General features: G+C 65.3%; 19 protein-coding genes. 11 read left to right on the plus strand and 8 right to left on the minus strand.

The features are described from left to right. Positions 1 to 3 precede the first annotated feature (3 nt). The 5 genes from G9C89_RS04130 to metR form a co-directional block, all read right to left on the minus strand. Positions 4 to 276, minus strand: coding sequence for a DUF5676 family membrane protein (locus G9C89_RS04130; protein ID WP_172145047.1), 273 nt, complete (start codon positions 274 to 276; stop codon positions 4 to 6). Next, positions 273 to 956 (minus strand): methyltransferase family protein, encoded by a 684-nt coding sequence (locus tag G9C89_RS04135; protein WP_172145050.1) that lies wholly within the window; start codon positions 954 to 956, stop codon positions 273 to 275. Before G9C89_RS04135 ends, G9C89_RS04130 begins: the two co-directional genes overlap by 4 nt. Positions 957 to 974: 18 nt before the next feature. Further along, positions 975 to 1,187: a DUF2933 domain-containing protein gene (locus G9C89_RS04140; RefSeq protein ID WP_172145053.1), complete on the minus strand. Its 213-nt coding sequence runs from the start codon at positions 1,185 to 1,187 to the stop codon at positions 975 to 977. Between the two features lie 92 nt (positions 1,188 to 1,279). After that, entirely contained in the window at positions 1,280 to 1,690 is a 411-nt protein-coding gene (locus G9C89_RS04145) for a hypothetical protein (protein ID WP_172145056.1), read from the minus strand. A gap of 319 nt (positions 1,691 to 2,009) precedes the next feature. Continuing rightward, complete coding sequence (gene metR / locus G9C89_RS04150; protein WP_172145059.1) at positions 2,010 to 2,927, minus strand: transcriptional regulator MetR; 918 nt, start codon at positions 2,925 to 2,927, stop codon at positions 2,010 to 2,012. Between the two features lie 150 nt (positions 2,928 to 3,077). Here metR and metE point away from each other — a divergent pair, with 150 nt between their 5' ends. Next, positions 3,078 to 5,381 (plus strand): 5-methyltetrahydropteroyltriglutamate--homocysteine S-methyltransferase, encoded by a 2,304-nt coding sequence (gene metE, locus G9C89_RS04155; protein ID WP_172145062.1) that lies wholly within the window; start codon positions 3,078 to 3,080, stop codon positions 5,379 to 5,381. A 248-nt stretch (positions 5,382 to 5,629) separates the two neighbouring features. Here the strand turns inward: metE and G9C89_RS04160 are convergent, their stop codons facing one another. Continuing rightward, positions 5,630 to 6,544, minus strand: a complete 915-nt coding sequence (locus tag G9C89_RS04160; RefSeq protein ID WP_172146373.1) for a LysR family transcriptional regulator — start codon at positions 6,542 to 6,544, stop codon at positions 5,630 to 5,632. Positions 6,545 to 6,697: 153 nt separating this feature from the next. Between G9C89_RS04160 and speB the strand changes: the two genes are divergently transcribed. The 9 genes from speB to G9C89_RS04205 all read left to right on the plus strand — a co-directional run bounded on the left by speB (position 6,698) and on the right by G9C89_RS04205 (position 18,063). After that, positions 6,698 to 7,669 carry an agmatinase gene (gene speB / locus G9C89_RS04165; protein ID WP_172145065.1) on the plus strand — a complete coding sequence of 324 codons (972 nt, stop codon included), beginning with the start codon at positions 6,698 to 6,700 and terminating at the stop codon, positions 7,667 to 7,669. 94 nt (positions 7,670 to 7,763) lie between these two features. Continuing rightward, on the plus strand, positions 7,764 to 9,272 hold the full coding sequence (locus tag G9C89_RS04170) for an aldehyde dehydrogenase family protein (protein WP_172145068.1): 1,509 nt from the start codon (positions 7,764 to 7,766) through the stop codon (positions 9,270 to 9,272). Between the two features lie 97 nt (positions 9,273 to 9,369). Then, positions 9,370 to 9,543: a hypothetical protein gene (locus G9C89_RS04175; protein ID WP_172145071.1), complete on the plus strand. Its 174-nt coding sequence runs from the start codon at positions 9,370 to 9,372 to the stop codon at positions 9,541 to 9,543. A gap of 3 nt (positions 9,544 to 9,546) precedes the next feature. After that, complete coding sequence (locus G9C89_RS04180) at positions 9,547 to 11,025, plus strand: purine-cytosine permease family protein (RefSeq protein WP_172145074.1); 1,479 nt, start codon at positions 9,547 to 9,549, stop codon at positions 11,023 to 11,025. Then, positions 11,018 to 12,703 carry a choline dehydrogenase gene (betA, locus tag G9C89_RS04185; RefSeq protein ID WP_172145077.1) on the plus strand — a complete coding sequence of 562 codons (1,686 nt, stop codon included), beginning with the start codon at positions 11,018 to 11,020 and terminating at the stop codon, positions 12,701 to 12,703. The genes G9C89_RS04180 and betA overlap by 8 nt, the downstream gene beginning before the upstream one ends. Positions 12,704 to 12,858: 155 nt before the next feature. After that, positions 12,859 to 14,355 carry a MocR-like pyridoxine biosynthesis transcription factor PdxR gene (pdxR, locus tag G9C89_RS04190; RefSeq protein ID WP_172145080.1) on the plus strand — a complete coding sequence of 499 codons (1,497 nt, stop codon included), beginning with the start codon at positions 12,859 to 12,861 and terminating at the stop codon, positions 14,353 to 14,355. 149 nt (positions 14,356 to 14,504) lie between these two features. Beyond that, positions 14,505 to 15,578, plus strand: a complete 1,074-nt coding sequence (locus tag G9C89_RS04195) for a sugar phosphate isomerase/epimerase family protein (RefSeq protein WP_390623761.1) — start codon at positions 14,505 to 14,507, stop codon at positions 15,576 to 15,578. Positions 15,579 to 15,627: 49 nt separating this feature from the next. After that, positions 15,628 to 16,893, plus strand: a complete 1,266-nt coding sequence (locus tag G9C89_RS04200) for an MFS transporter (RefSeq protein WP_172145086.1) — start codon at positions 15,628 to 15,630, stop codon at positions 16,891 to 16,893. Positions 16,894 to 17,073: 180 nt separating this feature from the next. Beyond that, positions 17,074 to 18,063 (plus strand): alpha/beta fold hydrolase, encoded by a 990-nt coding sequence (locus tag G9C89_RS04205; RefSeq protein WP_172145088.1) that lies wholly within the window; start codon positions 17,074 to 17,076, stop codon positions 18,061 to 18,063. 189 nt (positions 18,064 to 18,252) lie between these two features. Here G9C89_RS04205 and glpD read toward each other — a convergent pair whose 3' ends face one another. Together glpD and G9C89_RS04215 are read right to left on the minus strand one after the other, a co-directional pair. After that, positions 18,253 to 19,794 carry a glycerol-3-phosphate dehydrogenase gene (glpD, locus tag G9C89_RS04210; RefSeq protein ID WP_172145091.1) on the minus strand — a complete coding sequence of 514 codons (1,542 nt, stop codon included), beginning with the start codon at positions 19,792 to 19,794 and terminating at the stop codon, positions 18,253 to 18,255. Between the two features lie 129 nt (positions 19,795 to 19,923). After that, positions 19,924 to 20,682, minus strand: a complete 759-nt coding sequence (locus G9C89_RS04215) for a DeoR/GlpR family DNA-binding transcription regulator (RefSeq protein WP_172145094.1) — start codon at positions 20,680 to 20,682, stop codon at positions 19,924 to 19,926. A 310-nt stretch (positions 20,683 to 20,992) separates the two neighbouring features. Here G9C89_RS04215 and ybaK point away from each other — a divergent pair, with 310 nt between their 5' ends. Continuing rightward, positions 20,993 to 21,463: a Cys-tRNA(Pro) deacylase gene (gene ybaK, locus G9C89_RS04220; protein WP_172145097.1), complete on the plus strand. Its 471-nt coding sequence runs from the start codon at positions 20,993 to 20,995 to the stop codon at positions 21,461 to 21,463. The last annotated feature ends 1 nt before the right edge of the window (position 21,464 follow it).

Genomic DNA, 21,464 nt, shown 5'->3' on the forward strand with positions numbered 1-21,464 from the left:
GGCTTAGTACGACTTGCCGTGGAGCTTGCCGTACAGCCAGGCGAACAGGGTGCCGACCAGCGCGCCCCAACCGCTCAGAACCAGTAGTGGGCCGAAGAAGTCTGCGGCGCTGTACGCTGCTGGCGTCTGCAAACGGCTGAAGTCGAGCCCATGGAACAGGGCGTTGAGGAAGGCGATGCCCTGCGCGGGCCACAGTGCGTAGAGCAGTGCACAGGCCGTGTAGGAAATCGCCATGCTCAAGGCCAGGGCGAGACCGGATTTCCAGGGAGCGTTCATGGTTGTTTTCTCGAGGGTGGAGGGCCGCCAGCGGCGGCGTTCGAGCGGGTAGTTGGCCAGGGCAGGAACGCCGGCGTGACATCGTGGTAGATGCGATAGGCCTCGCCGAAATGCACGAGCATTTCTTGCTCCTCGTGCTTGGCCAGGTGCACGTACATCAGCACCAGCACCGGGAACATCAGCAGGGTCAGCAGGGTCGGCCACTGCAACAGGAAGCCCAGCATGATCAGGATGAACGCCGCGTACTGCGGGTGGCGGATATGGCCATAGGGGCCGCCGGTGGCCAGTTCCCCGGCCTGCTGGGCGCGGTAGAGCACGCGCCAGGCACTGGCCAGGAGCCAGAAGCCGCCGAAGATCAGCAGGTTGCTGAGAATGTGCAGCACGCCGAAATGCGGATCGCCCTCCAGGCCCAGCAGGCTGTTCCACAGATGGCCGGCATCGTGGGACAGCGGGTCGAGTTGCGGATAGCGGCTCTGTAGCCAGCCGGCCAGCAGGTAGAGGGTCAGCGGAACGCCATACATCTCGACGAACAGGGCGACGATGAAGGCGGCGAAGGTGCCGAAGGTGCGCCAGTCCCGCGGGTTGTTCGGCTTGAAGAAGCTGAAGGCGAAAATGATGAACACCAGCGAGTTGACGATCACCAAACCCCAGAGGCCGTAGGCCGACACTGTGTGTTCCATATGCGGTTGCCTCCTGACTCAGTGGTGGTCGTCGTTCTTGCCATGCCCGTGGTGCATGAACAGATGCAGCAGCGGGCAGAGCAGCAGGATCAGGTAGGGTAGGGCGCCGAGCAGATGGGCCTGATGTTCTGCCCAGAGGAAGAACAGGGCGATGGCGGCGAACAGCAACAGGGCCGGCCAGAATCGCCAGGGATTGCTGGCCGCTGGGGCATGGTGAGGGTCATGGGGCATGCTAGAACTCTCCAGAAAACCGGGGTGGCGAACCTTCCTGCGCGGCTTGCGGCCGGCGCGGTGAGGCTGCGGGTTTCAGCGGAAGAGTGGGGCTATTCGTTATAGCGATGCAGTTGCTTGCGAATGGGCGTGGGCTGCCCGGGGCTGAACAGCGGCGCGGGCTGGAAGGCGCTGAAGCGACGCTGCAGATCCGTGAGCAGGCCAAAGCTGCCGGCCAGACCGAACAGGGCGGTCAATGCCAGGAGCGTCAGTAGCTGCTGGTTGAGCGTAGCGTTCTGCAAGGCGCTGCAGGTGCCCGCGGCGCCTTGGTCATGCTGGGTGTGATCGTGGTTGCTGTGCAGGGGGAGGAGCGTGAGGCTGCTCGAGTTGGCCGAGGCTTGGTCCAGCACGCTGCTGGCAGCGGCCTGCACATGGGTGAAAGTGCAGGCGAAAAACAACACGAACCAGAGCGCCAGCAGATTTCTGGCGAACCCTGTATGGCGGCTGCGCATCGCTTGGATCATGACGTCGGCTTCCGTATCTGTTGCGCGCTATTGTTTTGATTAAAGCTCAGGGACGGCCAGGCGCTATTGATCCAGGTCATGAGCGTGGGGTGGTTAAAGCCCTGGGGCGCCGAGCTTTTCGCCGATGGTGTGCGCGGGCAGTCGGCTATGGTCGGGATGCCTGGCGTAGGGTGCGCCAGACGCAGTGAGATGGTCGCGCTCTTTGCTGTGGGTTCAGGCTAAGGCGTGGGGCAACCAGTGGTGCGCGCGGCCTAGGCGGCCCCGCACTCCCTACGGGTCTGCGGCCGCGGGAATTGTGCGTGGCCAGGCTGCCGGCCATTCAGCGCGCCACGCTGACCCCTTCCAGGTTGGCGAAGGAGGTGTCCTTGGCGGTGAGGAGAAAATCGCGCATGAACGGCGAGTCGAGCATATCGCTGCGGATGCCGGCATACAGGGTGGCGAACAGACCTTTTTCGCCCAGGCGTTTGGCCGTCACGTAACCGCGCGAGCTGTATTCATGTAGCGCCCAGTTGGGCAGGCCGCAGACGCCGCGGCCGCTGGCCACCAGTTGCATCATCATCACCGTCAGCTCCGAGGTGCGCACCTGGGCGGGTTCGACATCGGCGGGCTCGAGGAAGCGGGTGAAGATGTCCAGGCGGTCGCGCTCCACCGGGTAGGTGATCAGGGTTTCCGTGGCCAGGTCTTCGGGCTGGATAAACGGCTTGCCGGCCAGCGGGTGCTGGTTGGCCACCGCCAGCATGGCTTCGTAGGTGAACAAGGGTACGTAAGTGATGCCGGCCAGCTCCAGCGGATCCGAGGTCACCACCAGGTCCAGGTCGCCACGGGCCAGGGCCGGCAGCGGGGCGAAGGAGAAGCCCGAGGCCAGGTCCAGCTCCACCTCCGGCCAGGCGTCGCGGAACTGGTCGATGGTCGGCATCAGCCACTGGAAGCAGCTGTGGCATTCGATGGCCATATGCAGGCGCCCGGCAGTGCCGCCTGCCAGGCGCGCCAGGTCGCGCTCGGCGCCGCGCAGCAGCGGCAGCACCGCATCGGTCAGTTGCAGCAGGCGCAGGCCGGCGCTGGTAAAGCGCACCGGCTTGGTCTTGCGCACGAACAGCTGCATGCCGAGGCGCTCCTCCAGCTCCTTGAACTGGTGCGACAGCGCCGACTGGGTCAGGTGCAGGCGTTCGGCGGCGTCGACCAGGCTCTCGCTTTCGCGCAGGGCGTGGAGGGTTTTCAAGTGGCGCAATTCGAGCATGGAGGCTCCAGGGTATGTCGCGGATCAGCGTTGTGTAGGTTAGCTGAACATGAGTGAAACTATAGATCAAGACGAATATGTTGAGTTTGTCTCACGATGGCGGGTTGCCGAGAATACCCATCATCTTGTCTATCTATGGAGCGTTTTGACATGGCCCTGTCCCATTCCCTGGGTTTCCCGCGTATCGGTGCCAACCGCGAACTGAAGAAGGCCCTGGAGGCTCACTGGAAAGGTGAGCTGGATCAGGCCGGCTTGCAGGCGGTTGGTCGCCAGTTGCGCGCCAGCCACTGGCAGTTGCAGCAGGACGCCGGTATCGACCTGCTACCGGTCGGCGATTTCGCCTGGTACGACCAGGTACTCGCCCACTCGCTGACCTTCGGCGTGATCCCCGAGCGCTTCCGTCCGCACAGCGGCAAGCCGAGCCTGGAAACCCTGTTCGGCATGGCCCGTGGCGCCAGCAACAGCTGCTGTGGCGGGGTCCATGCCCAGGAGCTGACCAAGTGGTTCGACACCAACTACCACTACCTGGTCCCCGAGTTCAGTGCCGACCAGCAGTTCCAGCTGAGCTGGGAACAGTTGTTCGAGGAAGTGGCCGAAGCCCATGCGTTGGGGCACAAGGTCAAGCCGGTGCTGATCGGTCCGCTGACCTACCTGTGGCTGGGCAAGGTCAAGGGCAGCGCCTCTGAAGTTAAGAACTTTGACCGCCTCGACCTGCTCGAACGGCTGCTGCCGGTGTACGGTGAAATCCTCCAGCGCCTGGCGGCCCAGGGCGTGGAGTGGGTGCAGATCGACGAGCCGATTCTGGCGCTCGACCTGCCGCAAGCCTGGAAGAACGCCTTCGAGCGGGCCTACAACCTGCTGCAGCGTGAACCCGGCAAGAAGCTGATCGCCACCTATTTTGCCGGCCTGGAGGATAACCTCGGTCTGGCCGCCAGCCTGCCGGTGGATGGTCTGCATATCGACCTGGTGCGCGCACCCGAGCAGTTCCCGAGCATTCTCGACCGCCTGCCGGCGTACAAGGTGCTGTCGCTCGGCGTGGTCAACGGGCGCAACGTCTGGCGTACCGATCTGCAGCAGACCCTGGCCATCCTGCAACAGGCGCAGGAGCGTCTGGGGGAGCGCCTATGGGTGGCGCCGAGCTGCTCGCTGCTGCACAGCCCGGTCGACCTGAACCGTGAAGACAAGCTGGATAGCGAGCTGAAAAGCTGGCTGGCCTTCGCCGTGCAGAAGTGCGAGGAAGTCGCCCTGCTGACGACTGCCCTGAATGACCCGCAGAACGCCAAGGTACAGGCCGCGTTGGCGCAGAGTCGCGCCGTACAGGCCAGCCGCGCGCAGTCGCCGCGTATCCACAAACCGGCCGTGCAGGCCCGTCTGGCGGCGATTACCGCGGCCGACAGCCAGCGCCAGTCACCATTCGTGCAGCGCATCGACCAGCAGCGCGCACGCCTGCAACTGCCGGCATTGCCGACCACCACCATCGGCTCCTTCCCGCAGACCGCCGCCATCCGCCTGGCGCGTCAGGCGTTCAAGGCCGGCAAGCTGTCGCCGGCCGCCTACACCGAGGCCATGCACAGCGAGATTCGTCACGCTGTCGAGGTGCAGGAAAACCTCGGCCTGGATGTGCTGGTGCACGGCGAAGCCGAGCGCAACGACATGGTCGAGTACTTCGCCGAGCAGCTCGACGGCTATGCCTTCAGCCGTTTCGGCTGGGTGCAGAGCTATGGTTCGCGCTGCGTCAAGCCGGCGCTGATCTTCGGCGACCTGAGCCGGCCGCAGCCGATGACCGTGGAGTGGATCCGCTACGCGCAGACCCTCACCAGCAAGGTGATGAAGGGCATGCTGACCGGCCCGGTGACCATGCTGATGTGGTCCTTCCCGCGCGACGACATTTCCCGCGAGCAGCAGGCGCGGCAACTGGCCCTGGCGATTCGTGACGAAGTGCTGGACCTGGAGGCCGCCGGGATCAAGATCATCCAGATCGACGAAGCGGCCTTCCGCGAAGGCTTGCCGCTGCGCCAGTCCGGGTGGCAGGACTACCTGGCCTGGGCCACCGAGGCCTTCCGCCTGTGCGCCTCGGCTGTGCGCGACGAAACCCAGATCCACACCCACATGTGCTACAGCGAGTTCAACGACGTGATCGAGTCGATCGCCGCCATGGATGCCGACGTGATCACCATCGAAACCTCGCGCTCGGACATGGAACTGCTGGAGGCCTTCGAGCGTTTCGACTACCCCAACGACATCGGCCCCGGGGTCTACGACATCCACTCACCGCGGGTGCCGGACACCAGCGAGATGGTCAAATTGCTGCGCAAGGCGGCGCAACGCATCCCCGCCGAGCGCCTGTGGGTCAACCCGGACTGCGGCCTGAAGACCCGCGCCTGGCCGGAAACCGAGGCGGCGCTGGTCAACATGGTGGCGGCGGCGCGGCAGTTGCGCGGCGAACTGGCCTAGGAGCCTGTCGGACTTAACACTGTTCTACTGCGGAAAAGCCGGACTTGGTCATTTTTGCTGCTTTCCCTCGTTAAATAGCCAGCTATTCGCCTCGGAAAAGCACCAAAACTGCCTCAAGCCGGAATGTCGGACCACGGCCTTTCCCTCGCTACGAACGGTCAAGTCCGACAGGCTCCTGGCGGCTCGCAGCATGTACAAGGCGACCCACGGGTCGCCTTTTTTGTGTCATGCCACGGCTGGCGCGGCCTTCAGCCGTGATTGGCGGTGCGCGAGCAGGTCGCCAGGTCCTCGAGGAAGGCGCGCAGGATCGGCGGCGGGGCCAGGCCGCGCCGGGTGATCACGTCGAATGGCGACATCAGCTGCAGCTGCTTCGCCGCCAGTTGGCGCATGTCGCCGCTCTTCACCCATTGCGCGGCGAAGTGCGCCGGCAGGAAGCCGACGTAAGCGCCGGAGATGATCAGGATGGCCAGGGCCTCGATGTTGTCCACCGTCGCCGCCGCCTTGCTCACGCCCAGTTGCTCCAGATCGTAGTGCTGCATGTAGCCGCGGGCGACGATGCGGCTCGCGCGGATTTCCTCGAGCAGCTTGGCGCCCTCGGCCTGGCTGGCATGCAGCGGATGGCGGCGACCGCAATACAGGCCCAGCGCCTCCTGATAGAGCACCGAGTACGACAGCCCGGGCACATGGATGGGGAAGTGCCCCACGGCCAGGTGCAGGCGACCGTCGAGCACGCGCTCCTCCAGTTCCGCCGGCGAACCGATATAGACGTTGAGATGGACGTCATGGCCGCGGGAGACGAAGCGCTGGGTGGTGCGCGGGATGGGCGAATCGGGGTCGGTAATGGTGGTGTCGATGATGCCCAGGTTGAGCTTGCCGCTGATGTGCTGCTTGAGCACGTCGGCGTCCACGCAGAAGTTCTCCACCGCCGCGAGCAGGCGCAAGGTCGCCTCGTGGACCGCCACGCCTTGCTCAGTCAGGTGAAAGCCGCTGCGCCCGCGCTGGCAGAGTTTGACCCCGAGCCGGGTTTCCAGATGGGACATCTGTTCGCTGATGGTCGACTGGCCGGCATTGAGCGCCGCCTGGGCCGCGGAAAAGCCCCCGCACTTGACGATGGTGGCGAAGACCCTGAGCAGTTTCAGGTCGACATCGTGCAGCTGGATCACCCTGACCTCCGGTTCGCGATACATCGGAAACGCCGATATGAGTATCTGAAGTTGCGCATTTTTTCCAGAAAAAACTGCGCCCATAGTCACTCCAACGGCGAATGCCCAGCCGCTTCGCCCCTCGCCAAGAACAAGAGTTGGAGACGCCTGAACATGTCGAACAACAGTTACGAATCCGGTCGCCTGAACCTGCCATTCGTGGGCCATTGCACCTTCGCCAAGTCGCCGGTGTGCACCGATTGGGATGCGGTCGACGCGGATGTCGCGATTCTCGGCGCACCGAACGACATGGGCACCCAGTGGCGGCCCGGCGCACGCTTCGGCCCGCGCGGGATTCGCGAGGCATCGACGCTGTTTTCCTTCGGCCATGCCGGTGCCTACGACCATGAGGACGACGTGCTCTACCTCGGCGCGCAGGACGTGCGGATGGTCGATGTGGGGGATGCCGACATCGTTCACACCGACATGCACCAGAGCAACGCCAATATCGAGTTCGCCGTGCGCAAGATTCTCCAGGCCGGGGCGATGCCGGTGGTGCTGGGTGGCGACCATTCGATCCATGCGCCGGTGATCAAGGCCTACGAAGGGCATGGGCCGATCCACATCATCCACTTCGACGCGCACCTGGATTTCGTCGATGAGCGCCACGGGGTGCGCTATGGCCACGGCAACCCGCTGCGCCGCGCCTCGGAAATGCAACACATCGTCGGCATGACCCAGTTGGGCATCCGCAACGTGTCCTCGTCCAACCGCGATGACTACGATGCCGCGCGCGCTGCCGGCTCGCGGATCCTCTCGGTGCGCGATGTACGGCGCCTCGGCTGCGAGGGCGTGCTGGAACTGATCCCGCAGGGTATCGATTACTACATCACCATCGACATCGATGGCTTCGACCCCTCGATCGCCCCCGGCACCGGCACCCCCAGCCATGGCGGTTTCCTCTACTACGAGGTGCTGGAAATCATCCAGGCGCTGGCCAAGCGCAGCCAGGGCAAGATCGTCGGCATGGACCTGGTCGAGGTGGCGCCGGCCTACGATCCGGCCGGGGTCACCTCGATTCTGGCCGCGCAACTGCTGCTCAACAGCATCGGTTTCATCTTCCACGAGCGCGCCCGCGCGCGCTGACGATTACAGCAATCCCCGTGCCCGGCGCGGGCACGGGGGCTCATCGAACAACCAGTGGCGCGCCTGGCTACGGGCGGCGCCCGAGGACATGACAGTGGACAGCAAGGTCAAACAGTATCTGCAGCAATTCGGCGTCTGCGAAGCCGCCCAGCGCTTCCTCAGCAAGCCCCACAAGCTGTTCATCGGCGGCGCCTGGTTGGATGCCTCCGATGGCCGCAGCGCCGAGGTGATCGAGCCGTTCACCGAGGGCGTGCTCGGGCGCATCCCGATGGGCACCGTGGCCGACCTGGATCGCGCCGTGCAGGCTGCCCGCGCGCAGTTCGACGGCGGCGCCTGGCGCCTGCTCAAGCCGCTGGAGCGCGAGCGCCTGTTGCACCGCCTGGCCGACCTGATCGAAGCCAATGCCGACGAGCTGGCCGAGATCGAATCGATCGACATGGGTAAATCCGTGGCCCAGGCGCGCGCCGTGGACATCCAGGGCAGCATCGACACCTTCCGCTACTTCGCCGGCTGGGCCAGCAAGATCCACGGCCGCACCGTCGAGCCGTCGCTGCCGGGCAATTACCTGGCCTATACGCGCAAGGAGCCGGTCGGCGTAGTCGGGGTCATCGTGCCGTGGAACTTCCCGCTGCAGACCATGGCCTGGAAACTCGGCGCGGCCCTGGCGGTCGGTTGCACCGTGGTGGTCAAGCCCGCCGAGCTGACTTCGCTGTCGGCCCTGCGCTTCGCCGAACTGGTGCAGCAGGCCGGTATCCCCGACGGCGTGGTCAACATCGTCAGCGGGCGCGGCAGTGTGGTCGGCGCGGCCATGGCCAGCCATCCGGGCATCGACAAGCTGAGCTTCACCGGCTCGACCCCGGTCGGTTGCAGTGTGGGCAAGGCGGCCCTGGACCAGATGAAGCGCCTGACCCTGGAACTGGGCGGCAAGTCGCCGGTGATCGTGTTTGCCGATGCCGACCTCAAGGCCGCCGCCCAGGCGGTGGCCAACGGGGTGTTCTTCAACTCCGGGCAGGTGTGCGATGCCGGCACCCGCGCCTACATCCATCGCAGCATCTACGCCGAGTTCCTGGGCGAGCTGGCCGCCTACACCGCCAGCCTGAAAATGGCGCCGGGCCTCGACCCTGACTGCTTCATCAGCCCGCTGGTGTCGCGTCAGCAGCAGGAGCGCGTGCTTGGCTACATCGCCGCCGGCAAGGCCGAGGGTGCCGAGGTCTATTATGGCGGTGAGGCCGTCGCCGGCCCTGGCTACTTCGTCCAGCCGACCATCTTCGCCAACTGCCGCAACGACATGCGCATCGTCCAGGAGGAGATCTTCGGCCCGGTGCTGGTGACCGCGCCCTTCGATGACGAGGAGGAGGCGCTGGCGCTGGCCAACGATTCGCCGTTCGGCCTGGCCGCCGCGCTCTACTCCAACGACCTGGGGCGCGTGCACAGCCTGATTCCGCGACTGCGCGCCGGCTCGGTGTACGTCAATGCGCACAGCACCATCGACCCGTGCATGCCCTTCGGCGGTTACAAGCAGTCCGGCTATGGCAAGGACCTCGGTGCCGAACAACTCGATTACCTGCTGGAGACCAAGGCGGTGTGGATAACGCTGCCCTGAGCAACGGGGCGGTTCAACGACCATCAGCCCCAACAAACGTCGGTATGCCGGATGCATCGCGTCGCCCATAACAACAAGCAGACGAGGTTATGCCCAGATGAACAGCCAAGCCGAACATGCAAGAGCGCAGGACCTGGAACGGCGCATTCGCGTCTATGAGGAGATGGAGAAAGGCGAGCAATGGCCGGGTGCGTTGAGCGCCGCGGACTACATCGCCATCACCCTGATGACGCTGGTACTGGTCGTCGGCTTCTACCTGTGGGGGTACTGAGTCATGGCCACGCATGATATCGACCACGGCCTCGAGGCCGAACGCGGCGATACCCCGCTGCTGCCCACGGAGCGCATGTGGGGCTTCTGGGAGTTCACCTACGCCAACTCGGCCCTGGCCATCGCCACCTGGGCCTTTCTGATCGGCGGCGCCACCGCGCTGTTCGTCGGCCCCCGCGAAGGCATCGCCGCCATCGTCATCGGCAACATCCTCGGCGTGCTGCTGGCGACCTTCTCGACCTGCGTGCCGTGCGGCAAGTACGGCACCGAGCAGTTCACCTTCCTGCGCAGCATGTTCGGCAGCAACGGCAGCCGCCTGGTCTATGTGCTGGCGGTGGTGTTCCTGACCATGGGCTGGCTGGCGGTGCTGGGGCTGATGTTCGGGCGCTCGATCGACGGCCTGAGCGGGCTGGTCTCGGCGCACCAGACCGACCCCAACGGCTGGCTGGTGCTGGCCTCCGGCACCTTCGCCATCGTCCTGACGGCGATCGTGGTGGCCAAGGGGCCGACCTCGATCAAGGTGTTCAACACCATAGTCGCGCCGGCGCTGGTGGTCATCATGGGCGTGATGCTCTACCTGATCCTCAGCCAGCACTCGTTCGCCGAACTGATGGCCTTGCCGGCCCTGGACGCGCCGTTCGACGACAAGCGCGTCAACTTCATGATCGCGGTGGAAGTGAACATGGCCGCCGGTTTCTCCTGGTGGCCCTACATCGGCAACCTGGCACGGCTGTCGAAGAACCAGCGCACGGCGTTCTGGCCGAATGTCATCGGCATCTTCGCCGCCGCGGCGCTGGGCGAGGTGGTCGGTCTGCTGGCCGCGGCCGCGCTCGGCAACAGCGATCCGACCGTGTGGATGACCCACATCGGCGGCATCGTCTTCGGCGTCATCGCCCTGGGCTTCGTCGCCTTCGCCAACGTCACCAGCATGATCAACATCCTCTACACCTCGATCGTCGGCCTGCGCCAGCTGGCCGGCAAGAAGCTGCGGGACATGCGCTGGACGCTGCTGGTGGCGCTGTTCTGCGTGGTGCCGGCGCTGATCGTCTGCTTCGCCCCGGGCATCTACGACGGCTTCTTCATCTTCCTGGTGTGGACCTCGGCGTTGAACAGCGCCCTGGCCGGGATCGGCATCGCCGACTACTTCTTCCTGCGCCGCCAGCGCATGAACCTGCGCCACCTGTATGCCGCCGAAGCGCAGTCGCCGTACCGCTACTGGAAGGGTTTCAACCCCATCGCCCTGACGGCCCTGGTCATCGGCTTCGGCGCCTACGTGCTGGTATTCAACCCGCAGACCCTGGCCAACACCACGCTGTTCACCTTCGTCACTGCCTCGCTGCCGTCTTGCCTGCTCGCCGGCATCGTCCACTACGGGCTGACCCGGGTGCTGGCCCAACGCCTGGGCTGGGGCGCCTACCCGAGTCGCCACGCCGGCACGACCCGGACTCTCGACCTGGACTCGCGGAGCTACAGCAATGACTAAGCGGTATGACTACATCATCGTCGGTGCCGGCTCTGCCGGCTGCGTCCTGGCCAATCGCCTCAGCGCGGATCCCGCCACCTCGGTGCTGGTGCTGGAGTTCGGCGGCAGCGACCGCAGCGTGGTGATCCAGATGCCCAGCGCCTTCTCGATCCCGATGAACACCAAGAAGTACAACTGGCGCTACGAAACCGAGCCGGAACCGGGTCTCGACGGGCGCCGCGTGCATTGCCCGCGGGGCAAGGTGCTCGGCGGCTCGTCGTCGATCAACGGCCTGGTCTACATCCGTGGCCATGCCTACGACTTCGACGAATGGGAGCAGCTCGGCGCCCGCGATTGGGGCTATCGCAACTGCCTGCCGTACTTCAAGCGGGCCGAGAGCTACGAGCAGGGCGGCGATGTCTACCGCGGCGACAGCGGGCCGCTGAGCACCACCAACGGCAACCACATGCAGAACCCGCTGTACCGTGCCTGGGTCGATGCCGGTGCCGAGGCCGGCTATATCAAGACCGACGACACCAACGGCTTCATGCAGGAAGGCTTCGGCGCCATGCACATGACGGTGAAAAATGGCGTGCGCTGCTCCACCGCCAACGCCTACCTGCGCCCGGCCATGACGCGGCCGAACCTGACCGTGCTGACCGAGGCGATGACCCGGCGCATCCTCCTCGAGGGCAAGCGCGCGGTGGGGGTGGAATATGACCAGGGCGGCGCGACGCATAGGGTCTATTGCAACCGCGAAGTGCTGGTGGCGTCCGGGCCGATCGGCTCGCCGCACCTGCTGCAGCGCTCCGGCATCGGCCCGCGCGAAGTGCTCAGCGCGGCCGGCATCGAGCTGCAGCATGAGCTGCCGGGCGTCGGGGAGAACCTGCAGGATCACGCGGAGATCTATATCCAGTTCGGCTGCAAGGAGCCGGTAACCCTGAACAACAAGATGGACCCCTTGAGCAAGCTGCTGATCGGCCTGCGCTGGCTGCTGTTCAAGGACGGCCTCGGTGCGACCAACCACTTCGAGGCCGGCGGTTTCATCCGCTCCGAGGAGGGCCTGCGCTGGCCGGACATCCAGTTCCACTTCCTGCCGGCGGCCATGCGCTACGACGGCAAGAAACCGATCAAGGGCCACGGCTTCATGGTCCTGACCGGGCCGAACAAGCCCAAGAGCCGCGGCCATGTGCGCGCCCGCTCGGCGGACCCGTATGAGCACCCGCGGATTCTCTTCAACTACCTGCAACGCGAGGAGGACCGCGAGGGCTTTCGCCGCTGCGTGCGCCTGACCCGCGAGATCATCGGCCAGCCGGCGATGGATCGCTTCCGTGACGGCGAGATCGCCCCTGGCCCGCAGGTCAACAGCGATGCCGAGATCGACGCCTTCGTCCGCGCGAACCTGGAGAGCACCTATCACCCCTGCGGCACCTGCCGCATGGGCGAGGATGAGATGGCGGTGGTCGACTCCGAGTTGCGCGTGCGCGGGCTCGAGGGGCTGCGGGTGATCGACTCCTCGGTGTTCCCGACCGAGCCGAACGGCAACCTCAATGCGCCGACCATCATGCTCGCCGAGCGCGCCAGCGACCTGGTGCGTGGCTGCGCGCTGCTGCCCGTAGCGGACGCCGAGGTCGGCCTGGCACCCAACTGGGAAACGGCGCAGCGCAGCCGGGCGCCGGTGCGGGATGTCAGGGTCTAGCAGCCTCTGGTCGTCTTGCCGATCTGCGCAGAGCCCCGCCATTGGTGGGGACTCTGCGTTTTGCTAACCTGTGCGAACTCGTGCCGGCCATGCGGCTGAGGCGGCTAGCCGTGACGGCGAGCACAGGTCATCAGCCCGCTTGAGGCGCACACTCAATGAAGGTTCCCGGCGGCATGCTGCTTGCCAGTATCGAGCTGAGTCGCAGCGGTTCGGTGCCGCTGTATCGCCAGTTGTATCTGCAGATCCGCCAGCAGATCCTCACCGGCCGTCTGCATGGCGGCATGCGCCTGCCGTCGACGCGCACCCTGTGCAGTGAGCTGGGCTTGTCGCGGATCACCATTCTCAATGCTTTCGACCAGTTGATCGCGGAAGGCTTCCTGGCGTCGCGCACCGGTGCCGGCACCTATGTCGGCGCCGAGTGGGAAGACCGCGCCGCGGCTGCCGACGAGCCACGCCAGGCGCCGCGCCTGTCCAGTCTCAGTCAGTCGCTGCTGTCCATGCGCAGCGACCATTTCAGCGGGATCACCTACACGGCCTGGAACCCGGATTGTCCGACCTCGTTCCTGCCCAGCCACGCCGCCTACGACGCCTTTCCGTTGCCGGTGTGGAAGCGCCTGCTGAGCCGCCACCTGCGCCAGCCGACCAAGGCCATGCTCAGCTATGGCGAATTGAAGGGCCAGCAGGCGCTGCGCGAGGCGCTTGCCGCCTACCTGTATGACGCGCGCGGCATCGACTGCAGCGCAGAGCAGGTGGTGATAGTGTCGGGTGCCCAGCAGGCCTTCAACCTGCTGGGCATGCTCTTGCTCGACCCGCAGGACAGCGTGTGGATGGAGGATCCCGGGCATATCGCTGCGCGTATCGCCTTCCAGGCCCAGGGCTGCCGGATCGTCCCCCTGCGTATCGACGAGGAGGGCATGGACGTGCAGCAAGGGCTGCGCGAGTGCCCCAAGGCGCGCCTGGCCTTCACCACGCCTTCGCGCCAGCACCCGCTCGGCATCACCATGAGCTATGCGCGGCGGCTCGAGCTGATCGAGTGGGCCGGGCGCGAGTCGGGCTGGATCATCGAGGACGATTGCGATAGCGAGTACCGCTACCAGGGGCGTGCGCAGCCGGCGCTCTACGCCATGGACCAGCGGGCGCGGGTGATTCACGTCGGCACCTTCAGCAAGGTGTTGTTCCCGTCGCTGCGCCTGGGCTATGTGATTCTGCCGGAGGCGCTGGTCGAGCCGTTCTGCGCCATGCGCGCGGTGATGGATCGCAGTCCGCCGACGCTGTTGCAGGCGGTCACCGCCGACTTCATCCGTGAAGGCTATTTCCTCGGCCACATCCGGCGGATGCGCGCCCTCTACCAGGCCCGCCAGGAGTGCCTGCTGGCGACGCTGCAGCGGCGCCTGGGCGGCTTCCTCGAGGTCAAGCCGGTGGACGCCGGGATGCACCTGATCGGCTGGCTGCCGCCCGAGCTGGATGACGCGGCCGTCGCCAGCGGGCTGGCCAGCCAGCAGATCTATACCTATGCCTTGAGCGACTACTGCATGCAGCGCTACCTGCCGCCCGGGCTGTTGATCGGGTTTGCCGGTACACCCGAGGAACAGGCCGAAGACAAGGTCGCGGCGCTGGTCCAGGCCCTGCGCAACCTGGGGCACCGGGTGTGACGCCTGGCCCCACTGGCCCGCCGCACGGTCGGCGCCCGCAGCAGAAAGTGGTCTTAACAATTAGCTGAAAATGGCTATATGGAGCGTTCCATTCCCGCGCGATAAAGGCACCACCGGCCAGCCCGGTGCCTACCCGAGGAATGAATCGAATGAACGTCATCCAAGCGCGCTTCCACACGCTGCTGAGCCACAAGGCCAGCGGCGACAGCCCACCCCCGTTACTCACTCCGCCAGTAGCCGAAAAACTGCTCGAACGACTGGAGCAGCTGCGTCTGTTCGCCCATGCCTACCCGCTGCTGAGCAACCTCACCCAGGGTTGCCTGAAGCCCGCCGACCTGCTCGATTTCGCCTACGCCCATGAGCTCCAGGGCGTCAGCCTGCACCTGCTCGACGGCGAGGAAAACAGCCTCGCCAGGATGAGCCGGGAGCAGCTCCTGGCCTTTGCCGCCCAGGCCGAGCGCCTGGGCCTCGACTTGCACCTGGAAATCAGCAGCACGCGCAAGGAGGACGTGGATCAGGTCGTGGCCATCGCCAGGACCCTCGGCGTGCGCAACATCCGCGTCTACTCGCGCTACGAGGGGCATCTCTCGCGGGTGCTGGACCTGATCGAAAGCGACCTGCACTACCTCGCCCAACTGGCGGAGCAGCACGATCTGTTCTTCGACTTCGAGCAGCACGAGGAGCTCAAGAGCGGCGAGATCGCCCAGTTGCTCGAGCGCCTGAAGCATCCACGTCTGCATGCGCTGTTCGACTTCGGCAACATGATCAACGCCTGTGAACAGCCCCTCGCGGCCCTGCACAACCTGGCCGCGCATATCCGCCAGGTGCACCTGAAGGGCGTGCGCATCGTCCCCGAGCAGAACGGTTTCGGTCACTACGGCGTGCTCCAGGGCAGCGCCGACGACGACCTGCCCAGCCCGCGGATGCTCTACGAACTGCTGATGCTGGGTGAGCGGGCGCCGCAGGTCATCGCCTTCATCCTCGAGCAGGAAAATCACTACATCGCCCCGGCATTCCGCCAGGCGGACGAGGCGCCGGATCCCTTCATTGCCTTTCGCGAGATGAGCGAGACGGCCCTGCCGCCTGGCTACACGGCGCAGCGGATGGCAGCCGACGAACGGCGTTGGGCGAACAACCAGATCCGCTACGTGCGCGGCCTGCTCGGCGAACTGAAGGTCCTGGCCGAACTGGCTCTGGCCGCTGCGCCGCGCACCCAGGCCTGAGGCCAAGCCGCGCTAGGCAACAACCCAATTTCTACTGTGGAGAACAACAATGACAGCACAGGCCAAAGCCAAATGGCTGCGTTTCCTGGTCCTCATCATCGGTGGCGGGACCATCTACAAACTGGCGAACCTGAAGGACGCCTTCTATGTGCCCATGCAGGAGTTCATGGGTCTGAGCCATACCGAGATCGGCACCCTGCTCAGTGCCAACGCAATCATCGCCACCGCCCTGTTCGTGGTGGGCGGCATGCTCGCCGACCGTTTCGACACCCGCAAGCTGATCCCCCTGGGGTTGATCGGCACCGGCAGCCTGGGGCTCTACCTGGCTACCTTCCCCGGCTTCAACATGCTCCTGATCGTGTTCAGCCTGTTTGCCATCTGCGCCGACTGCATCTACTGGCCGTCCCTGCTCAAGGCCATCCGCAACCTCGGCGATGACAACGAGCAGGGGCGCATGTTCGGCTTCCTCGAAGGCGGCCGCGGGGTGGTCGACACCCTGGTCGCGTTCTCCGCCCTGGGCGTATTCGTCGTCATGGGTTCCGGTGAAACGGGGTTGAAGTCGGCCATCCTGTTCTACTCGCTGATCGATATTTTCGCCGGCGTGCTCACCTGGTTCCTCCTCAGTGGCGGCAAGACCCAGCCGGCCGTGCAGCAGGGCGCCGGGCTCTGCGGCCTGCTCGAGGCGATCCGCGTGCCGGGGATCTGGCTGGTCAGTTTCAACGTGTTCATGGTCTACATCGTCTACTGCGGCCTGACCTATTTCATTCCCTACCTGAAGGACATGTACGAGCTGCCGGTGGCGCTGGTCGGCGCATACGGGATCATCAACCAGTATTTCCTCAAGGTGCTGGGCGGGCCGGCGGGCGGCTACATGGCGGACAAGCGCCTGAAGAGTTCCAGTCGTTACCTGAAGTGGGCGTTCCTGGCGCTGCTGCCGATCATGGCGGTGATCATGCTGATCCCCAAGGGCAACAGCTTCATCTACGCCGGCATGGCCGCCACGCTCTCCTTCGCCCTGATTGTCTTCACCATGCGCGGCGTGTTCTGGGCGCCCATGAGCGAGGTGGGGATTGCCCCGCGTATCACCGGATCGGCCTTCGGCATCGGCTGCCTGATCGGTTATGCCCCCGGCATGTTCGCCTATGTCATCTACGGCTCGATCCTCGATCACTTCCCGGGGCAGCAGGGCTACGACTACGTGTTCTCCTTGATGAGCATCCTGGCGGTCATCGGCTTCCTGGTGTCCAGCCTGCTGTATCGCGCCGTGCAGCAGCGGGCGCCGCTGCCCTGCGTCGAAGCCCTGGCGCAGACCTGATCGCTAGGCGTCAGGCAACCTGAGGGGCAGGCCGAAAGCGGATTTCGGCCTGCCGCGCTGAACGTTGCCGGGAACCGCCGCTTGGCAGGATTCATCAAATTGTCATGGTTCTGTGGCAGCGCGCTCGAGCGAATGTCAGCAAACTCGCATCTCAATGGGGTTCTGCGTTCCGGTGTTTTCATGCGTGCGTTAATTTTTCTGGCCGTGCTCCTGTGCGGCTTGCCTGTTTTGGCCAGCGAGCGCTGCGATGTGCAGGCGCCGACCTTCAAGGTCGAGCTGGGCGAGGTGCAGCTGGCCTACCAGAGCATCGGCCGCACCAGCGATCCGGTGTTGTTGATGGTCATGGGCCTCGGTGGCCAACTGATCCACTGGCCGGACGAGGTGGTCGCACGCCTGTGCGAGCAAGGCTTCCGGGTGATCCGCTTCGATAACCGCGATGTCGGCCTGAGCAGCTGGGTTCAGGCTGCGCCGCCGGCCAACCTCGCCTTCGAGGCGCTGCGCTATCGCCTGGGGCTGTCGGTGTCGGCGCCATACCGGCTGCGCGACATGGCCGGCGATGCCCTGGGCCTGATGGACGCCCTCGGCGTGCGCCAGTTTCATGTGCTCGGCGCCAGCATGGGCGGGATGATCGCCCAGCACCTGGCCGACCTGGTGCCGGCACGGGTGCAGAGCCTGACCCTGATCATGACCAGCTCCGGCGCCCAGGGCCTGCCGGCGCCCAGTCCGGCATTGCTGGCCTTGCTGGCCGAGCGCGAAGCGCCAAGCCGCGAGGTGGCCCTCGAACAGCAGGCCGATCTGCTCGCCGCCCTCGGCAGTCCATTGGTCAGCGACGATCGCCAAGCGCTCCTGCAACAGGCCGAGATCGCCTATGACCGCGCCTTCAATCCCGTGGGCATAGAGCGCCAGTTGCTGGCCATCCTCGCCGAACCCAGCCGGGTCGAGCTGCTCAATCGCCTGCGCGTACCGACCCTGGTGGTGCATGGCACCGCCGATCCGCTGCTGCCGGCGATGCACGGCGTGCATGTCGCCGCGCATATCCAGGGCAGCGCGCTGAAGCTGATTCCCGGCCTGGCCCATCGTTTTCAGGAGGCGTTCAAGGAGCCGTTGCTGGCGGCGGTGCTGCCGCATCTGCAGGCCCATCGTCGGGACGGGCACTGGGCGCAGCTGTAGCGCCGTTCAGGGCACAGCTAGGACGCTAAACGGTACGCCAGCTTCTGGTAACACGCTGCGGAAAAGGCAGACTGTTCACGGCGGGCGTCCCTATCCGCTCTGGTCAATCATCGGTCTTGAAAAAAAAAGCCCCGCGTCTCGGGCGATCGGCGGGGCGAAGGGATCTGCAATCCAGGCGGCAAGAGATGGTCAGGCCGCGTGGGCATCTTCCGGGCTGTTAGGCGAGTTCACGCGCAAGTAGCGGGCTAGCCGCACCTGCTGGGAGGGCGTCATGAACAGCCCCAGCTTGGTCCGCCGCCAGAGGATATCGGCCGCCTGCATGGCCCATTCCTGCTGGCACAGGTAGTCCACTTCCCGTGCATACAGGCCACCGCCCAGGTGTTCGCCGAGGTCGCTCAGTTCCTGCACGCCCTCGAGCAGGATCCAGCTGCGGCTGCCGTAGCAGCTGGCCCAGCGCCGGGCGAGGGCGGTCGGCAGCCAGCCGCAGCGGGCGCACAGCGCTTCGACCATGGCGCTTTGGCTGTCCAGGTGTTCCGCGCCGGGGAGCAGGGCGCTGGCGGTCCAGCGCGGTTTCATCTTCGGGAAATACGGCGCCAAGTGCGCCAGCGCGGCTTCCGCCAGCTTGCGGTAGGTGGTCAGCTTGCCGCCGAACACCGAGAGCAGCGGCGCCTCGCCCGGCTGGCCGGACAGGGCCAGGGTGTAGTCGCGGGTGACGGCGGAGGGCTGGTCGGATTCGTCGTCGCACAGCGGGCGCACGCCGGCGTAGGTATGCAGGATGTCCGTGCGCTGCAGTTGCTGCTTGAAGTGGGCGTTGACCACGCTCAGCAGGTAGTCGATTTCTTCCTCGCTGATCGCCACCTTGGCCGGGTCGCCGGTGTATTCGCGGTCGGTGGTGCCGATCAGGGTGAAGCGTTCCAGGTAGGGGATGGCGAAGACGATACGGCGGTCTTCGTTCTGCAGGATATAGGCCTGCTCACCGTCGAACAGCTTCGGCACAATGATGTGGCTGCCCTGAATCAGGCGGATGTCATAGGGCGAGGCCTGCTTCAGATCGTCGCGGATAAAGCGCGCGACCCAGGGGCCGGCGGCATTGACCAGGGCGCGGGCGCGGATCGAGAACAGGCTGCCATCGACGCGCTCCATGTGGATATGCCACAAGCCCTTGCTGCGCCGTGCGCTGATGCAACGGGTGCGAGTGTGCACATGGGCGCCCTGTTCGCGGGCGGCCATGGCGTTGAGCACCACCAGGCGGGCGTCGTCGACCCAGCAATCGGAGTATTCGAAACCGCGGCTGATCTCCGCCTTCAGCGGGCTGCCCGCGCCGAAGCGCAGGCTGCGCGAGGCGGGCAGTTTCTCGCGCTTGCCGAGGTGGTCGTAGAGGAACAGGCCGGCGCGGATCATCCAGGCCGGGCGCAGGTGCGGGCGGTGCGGCAGGATGAAGCGCAGCGGCTTGACGATATGCGGCGCCTTGGCCAGCAGCACCTCGCGTTCGGCCAGGGCTTCGCGCACCAGGCGGAACTCGTAATGTTCCAGGTAGCGCAGGCCGCCGTGGATCAGCTTGCTGCTGGCCGAGGAGGTGTGTTGGGCCAGGTCGTCCTTTTCGCAAAGGAATACCGACAGGCCACGGCCGGCCGCATCGGCGGCGATACCGACGCCATTGATACCGCCGCCCACGACCGCCAGATCGTAGACTTCGGCGACAGGGGCTGTGTGGTTGGGGCGAGTAGGCATGATGGCACCGTAAAGTCGAAAGTGAACTTAATGATGTTCAGTTTCGAAAATATGCTAGTCGAATATGCCCTGCTTCGCCAGCCCGAAGCGCGATTTCGCGCCGAGTGGTTGTGTCCGGTTAGTTGACTCTCAGACCAGATCCAGCTGCACCTTGTTTTCGGCCAGCAGGCGGCTGATCGCCACCGAGGGCTGGGCGTCGGTGAACACGCGGTCGACCAGGGTGATCGAGCCCAGGCGCACCACGGCATTGCGCCCGAACTTGCTCGAGTCGGCGGCGAGGAAAACCTGGCGGGCATTGTCGATGATCGCCTGGGACACCCGCACTTCCTGGTAGTCGAAGTCGAGCAGGCTGCCATCCTCGTCGATGCCGCTGATGCCGACCAGGGCGAAATCGACCTTGAACTGCTGGATGAAATCCACCGTCGACTGGCCGACGATGCCGCCGTCGCTGCGTACCGTGCCGCCGGCCACCAGCACCTCGAAATCCGCCTTGGCGCTGAGCTGGGCGGCGACGTGCAGGTTGTTGGTGATGATCTTCAAGCCCTTGCGCTTGAGCAGTTCGCGGGCAATCGCTTCGGTGGTGGTGCCGATGTTGATGAACAGCGAGGCGTGGTCGGGAATGTGCGCGGCGATGGCTTCGGCGATGCGCTGCTTCTCCTCGCGCATCTGCCCGGCACGCATGGCGTAGGCGGTGTTCTGGGTACTCGAGGCTTCGCTCGCCGCACCGCCATGGGTGCGCCGCAGCAGGCCCTGCCCGGCCAGCTGGTTGATGTCGCGGCGGATGGTCTGCGGGGTGACGGCAAAGGCCTGGGCCAGTTCGTCGATGCTGACGTAGCCACGCTCGCGGGCGAGGTTGAGAATGTCGTGTTGGCGCGGTGCCAGGGTCATGGGAGCGATCCTTGATGTGCACGGCATTATAGGCTGCCGCTTGGCAAATTTTCGGCTAACAGGCCGTTGAAAAACTACTGCGCTCGGCTATGCGGCGTTGAAATCAGCCTCAAAATGCTCATGTACAACTCGTACACTGCGCTTTTTACTCGCTTCGCTCGCCCTACGGGCCAGCCTACGGCTGTTACTCCGCTGCGTGACGTTGCGGCTGATTTCGCCTGGCTGCGCGCCCCGGCCTAGCCCTCGCTCGCTACATTTTCAACGGCCTGCTAAGGTACGCAGACTTCATCAATTGCTTTCACATTCGAACATGACCCCTGCCATCGACCTGCTGAAAAAAGTCCGGGCTGCCCATCGGGTGCACAGTTACAGCCATGATCCCAAGGCCGCTTCCTATGGCCTGGAGGCAGCGGAAAAACTCGAGCTCGAGCCGGTCCGGGTGTTCAAGACCCTGCTTGCGGCCAGCGAAAAAGGCGAGTTGCTGGTGGCGGTTGTGCCGGTGGCCGGCAGCCTCGACCTGAAGGCCCTGGCCCAGGCCGCCGGGGTGAAGAAGGCCGACATGGCCGACCCTGCTGCGGCGCAACGCGCCACCGGCTATCTGCTCGGCGGCATCAGCCCGCTGGGGCAGAAGAAGCGTCTGCGCACCTTTATCGACGTATCGGCGCAACAGTATCCCACCATCTTCGTCAGCGCCGGGCGGCGCGGACTGGAGGTGGAGTTGGCGGCTGAGGTGCTGGCACAACTGACCCAGGCCGGTTTCGCCGTCATCGGCCGGCAATGAG

The organism is Pseudomonas tumuqii, assembly GCF_013184545.1.
GTDB classification, from domain to species: Bacteria; Pseudomonadota; Gammaproteobacteria; order Pseudomonadales; family Pseudomonadaceae; genus Aquipseudomonas; species Aquipseudomonas tumuqii.

What these genes read in the sequence shown, in the direction of transcription:
- G9C89_RS04130 (WP_172145047.1), bottom strand. Translation starts at nt 276, where the DNA reads ATGAACGCTCCCTGGAAATCCGGTCTCGCCCTGGCCTTGAGCATGGCG.
- G9C89_RS04135 (WP_172145050.1), bottom strand. Translation starts at nt 956, where the DNA reads ATGGAACACACAGTGTCGGCCTACGGCCTCTGGGGTTTGGTGATCGTC.
- G9C89_RS04140 (WP_172145053.1), bottom strand. Translation starts at nt 1,187, where the DNA reads ATGCCCCATGACCCTCACCATGCCCCAGCGGCCAGCAATCCCTGGCGA.
- G9C89_RS04145 (WP_172145056.1), bottom strand. Translation starts at nt 1,690, where the DNA reads ATGATCCAAGCGATGCGCAGCCGCCATACAGGGTTCGCCAGAAATCTG.
- metR (WP_172145059.1), bottom strand. Translation starts at nt 2,927, where the DNA reads ATGCTCGAATTGCGCCACTTGAAAACCCTCCACGCCCTGCGCGAAAGC.
- metE (WP_172145062.1), top strand. Translation starts at nt 3,078, where the DNA reads ATGGCCCTGTCCCATTCCCTGGGTTTCCCGCGTATCGGTGCCAACCGC.
- speB (WP_172145065.1), top strand. Translation starts at nt 6,698, where the DNA reads ATGTCGAACAACAGTTACGAATCCGGTCGCCTGAACCTGCCATTCGTG.
- G9C89_RS04175 (WP_172145071.1), top strand. Translation starts at nt 9,370, where the DNA reads ATGAACAGCCAAGCCGAACATGCAAGAGCGCAGGACCTGGAACGGCGC.
- G9C89_RS04180 (WP_172145074.1), top strand. Translation starts at nt 9,547, where the DNA reads ATGGCCACGCATGATATCGACCACGGCCTCGAGGCCGAACGCGGCGAT.
- betA (WP_172145077.1), top strand. Translation starts at nt 11,018, where the DNA reads ATGACTAAGCGGTATGACTACATCATCGTCGGTGCCGGCTCTGCCGGC.
- pdxR (WP_172145080.1), top strand. Translation starts at nt 12,859, where the DNA reads ATGAAGGTTCCCGGCGGCATGCTGCTTGCCAGTATCGAGCTGAGTCGC.
- G9C89_RS04195 (WP_390623761.1), top strand. Translation starts at nt 14,505, where the DNA reads ATGAACGTCATCCAAGCGCGCTTCCACACGCTGCTGAGCCACAAGGCC.
- G9C89_RS04200 (WP_172145086.1), top strand. Translation starts at nt 15,628, where the DNA reads ATGACAGCACAGGCCAAAGCCAAATGGCTGCGTTTCCTGGTCCTCATC.
- G9C89_RS04205 (WP_172145088.1), top strand. Translation starts at nt 17,074, where the DNA reads ATGCGTGCGTTAATTTTTCTGGCCGTGCTCCTGTGCGGCTTGCCTGTT.
- glpD (WP_172145091.1), bottom strand. Translation starts at nt 19,794, where the DNA reads ATGCCTACTCGCCCCAACCACACAGCCCCTGTCGCCGAAGTCTACGAT.
- G9C89_RS04215 (WP_172145094.1), bottom strand. Translation starts at nt 20,682, where the DNA reads ATGACCCTGGCACCGCGCCAACACGACATTCTCAACCTCGCCCGCGAG.
- ybaK (WP_172145097.1), top strand. Translation starts at nt 20,993, where the DNA reads ATGACCCCTGCCATCGACCTGCTGAAAAAAGTCCGGGCTGCCCATCGG.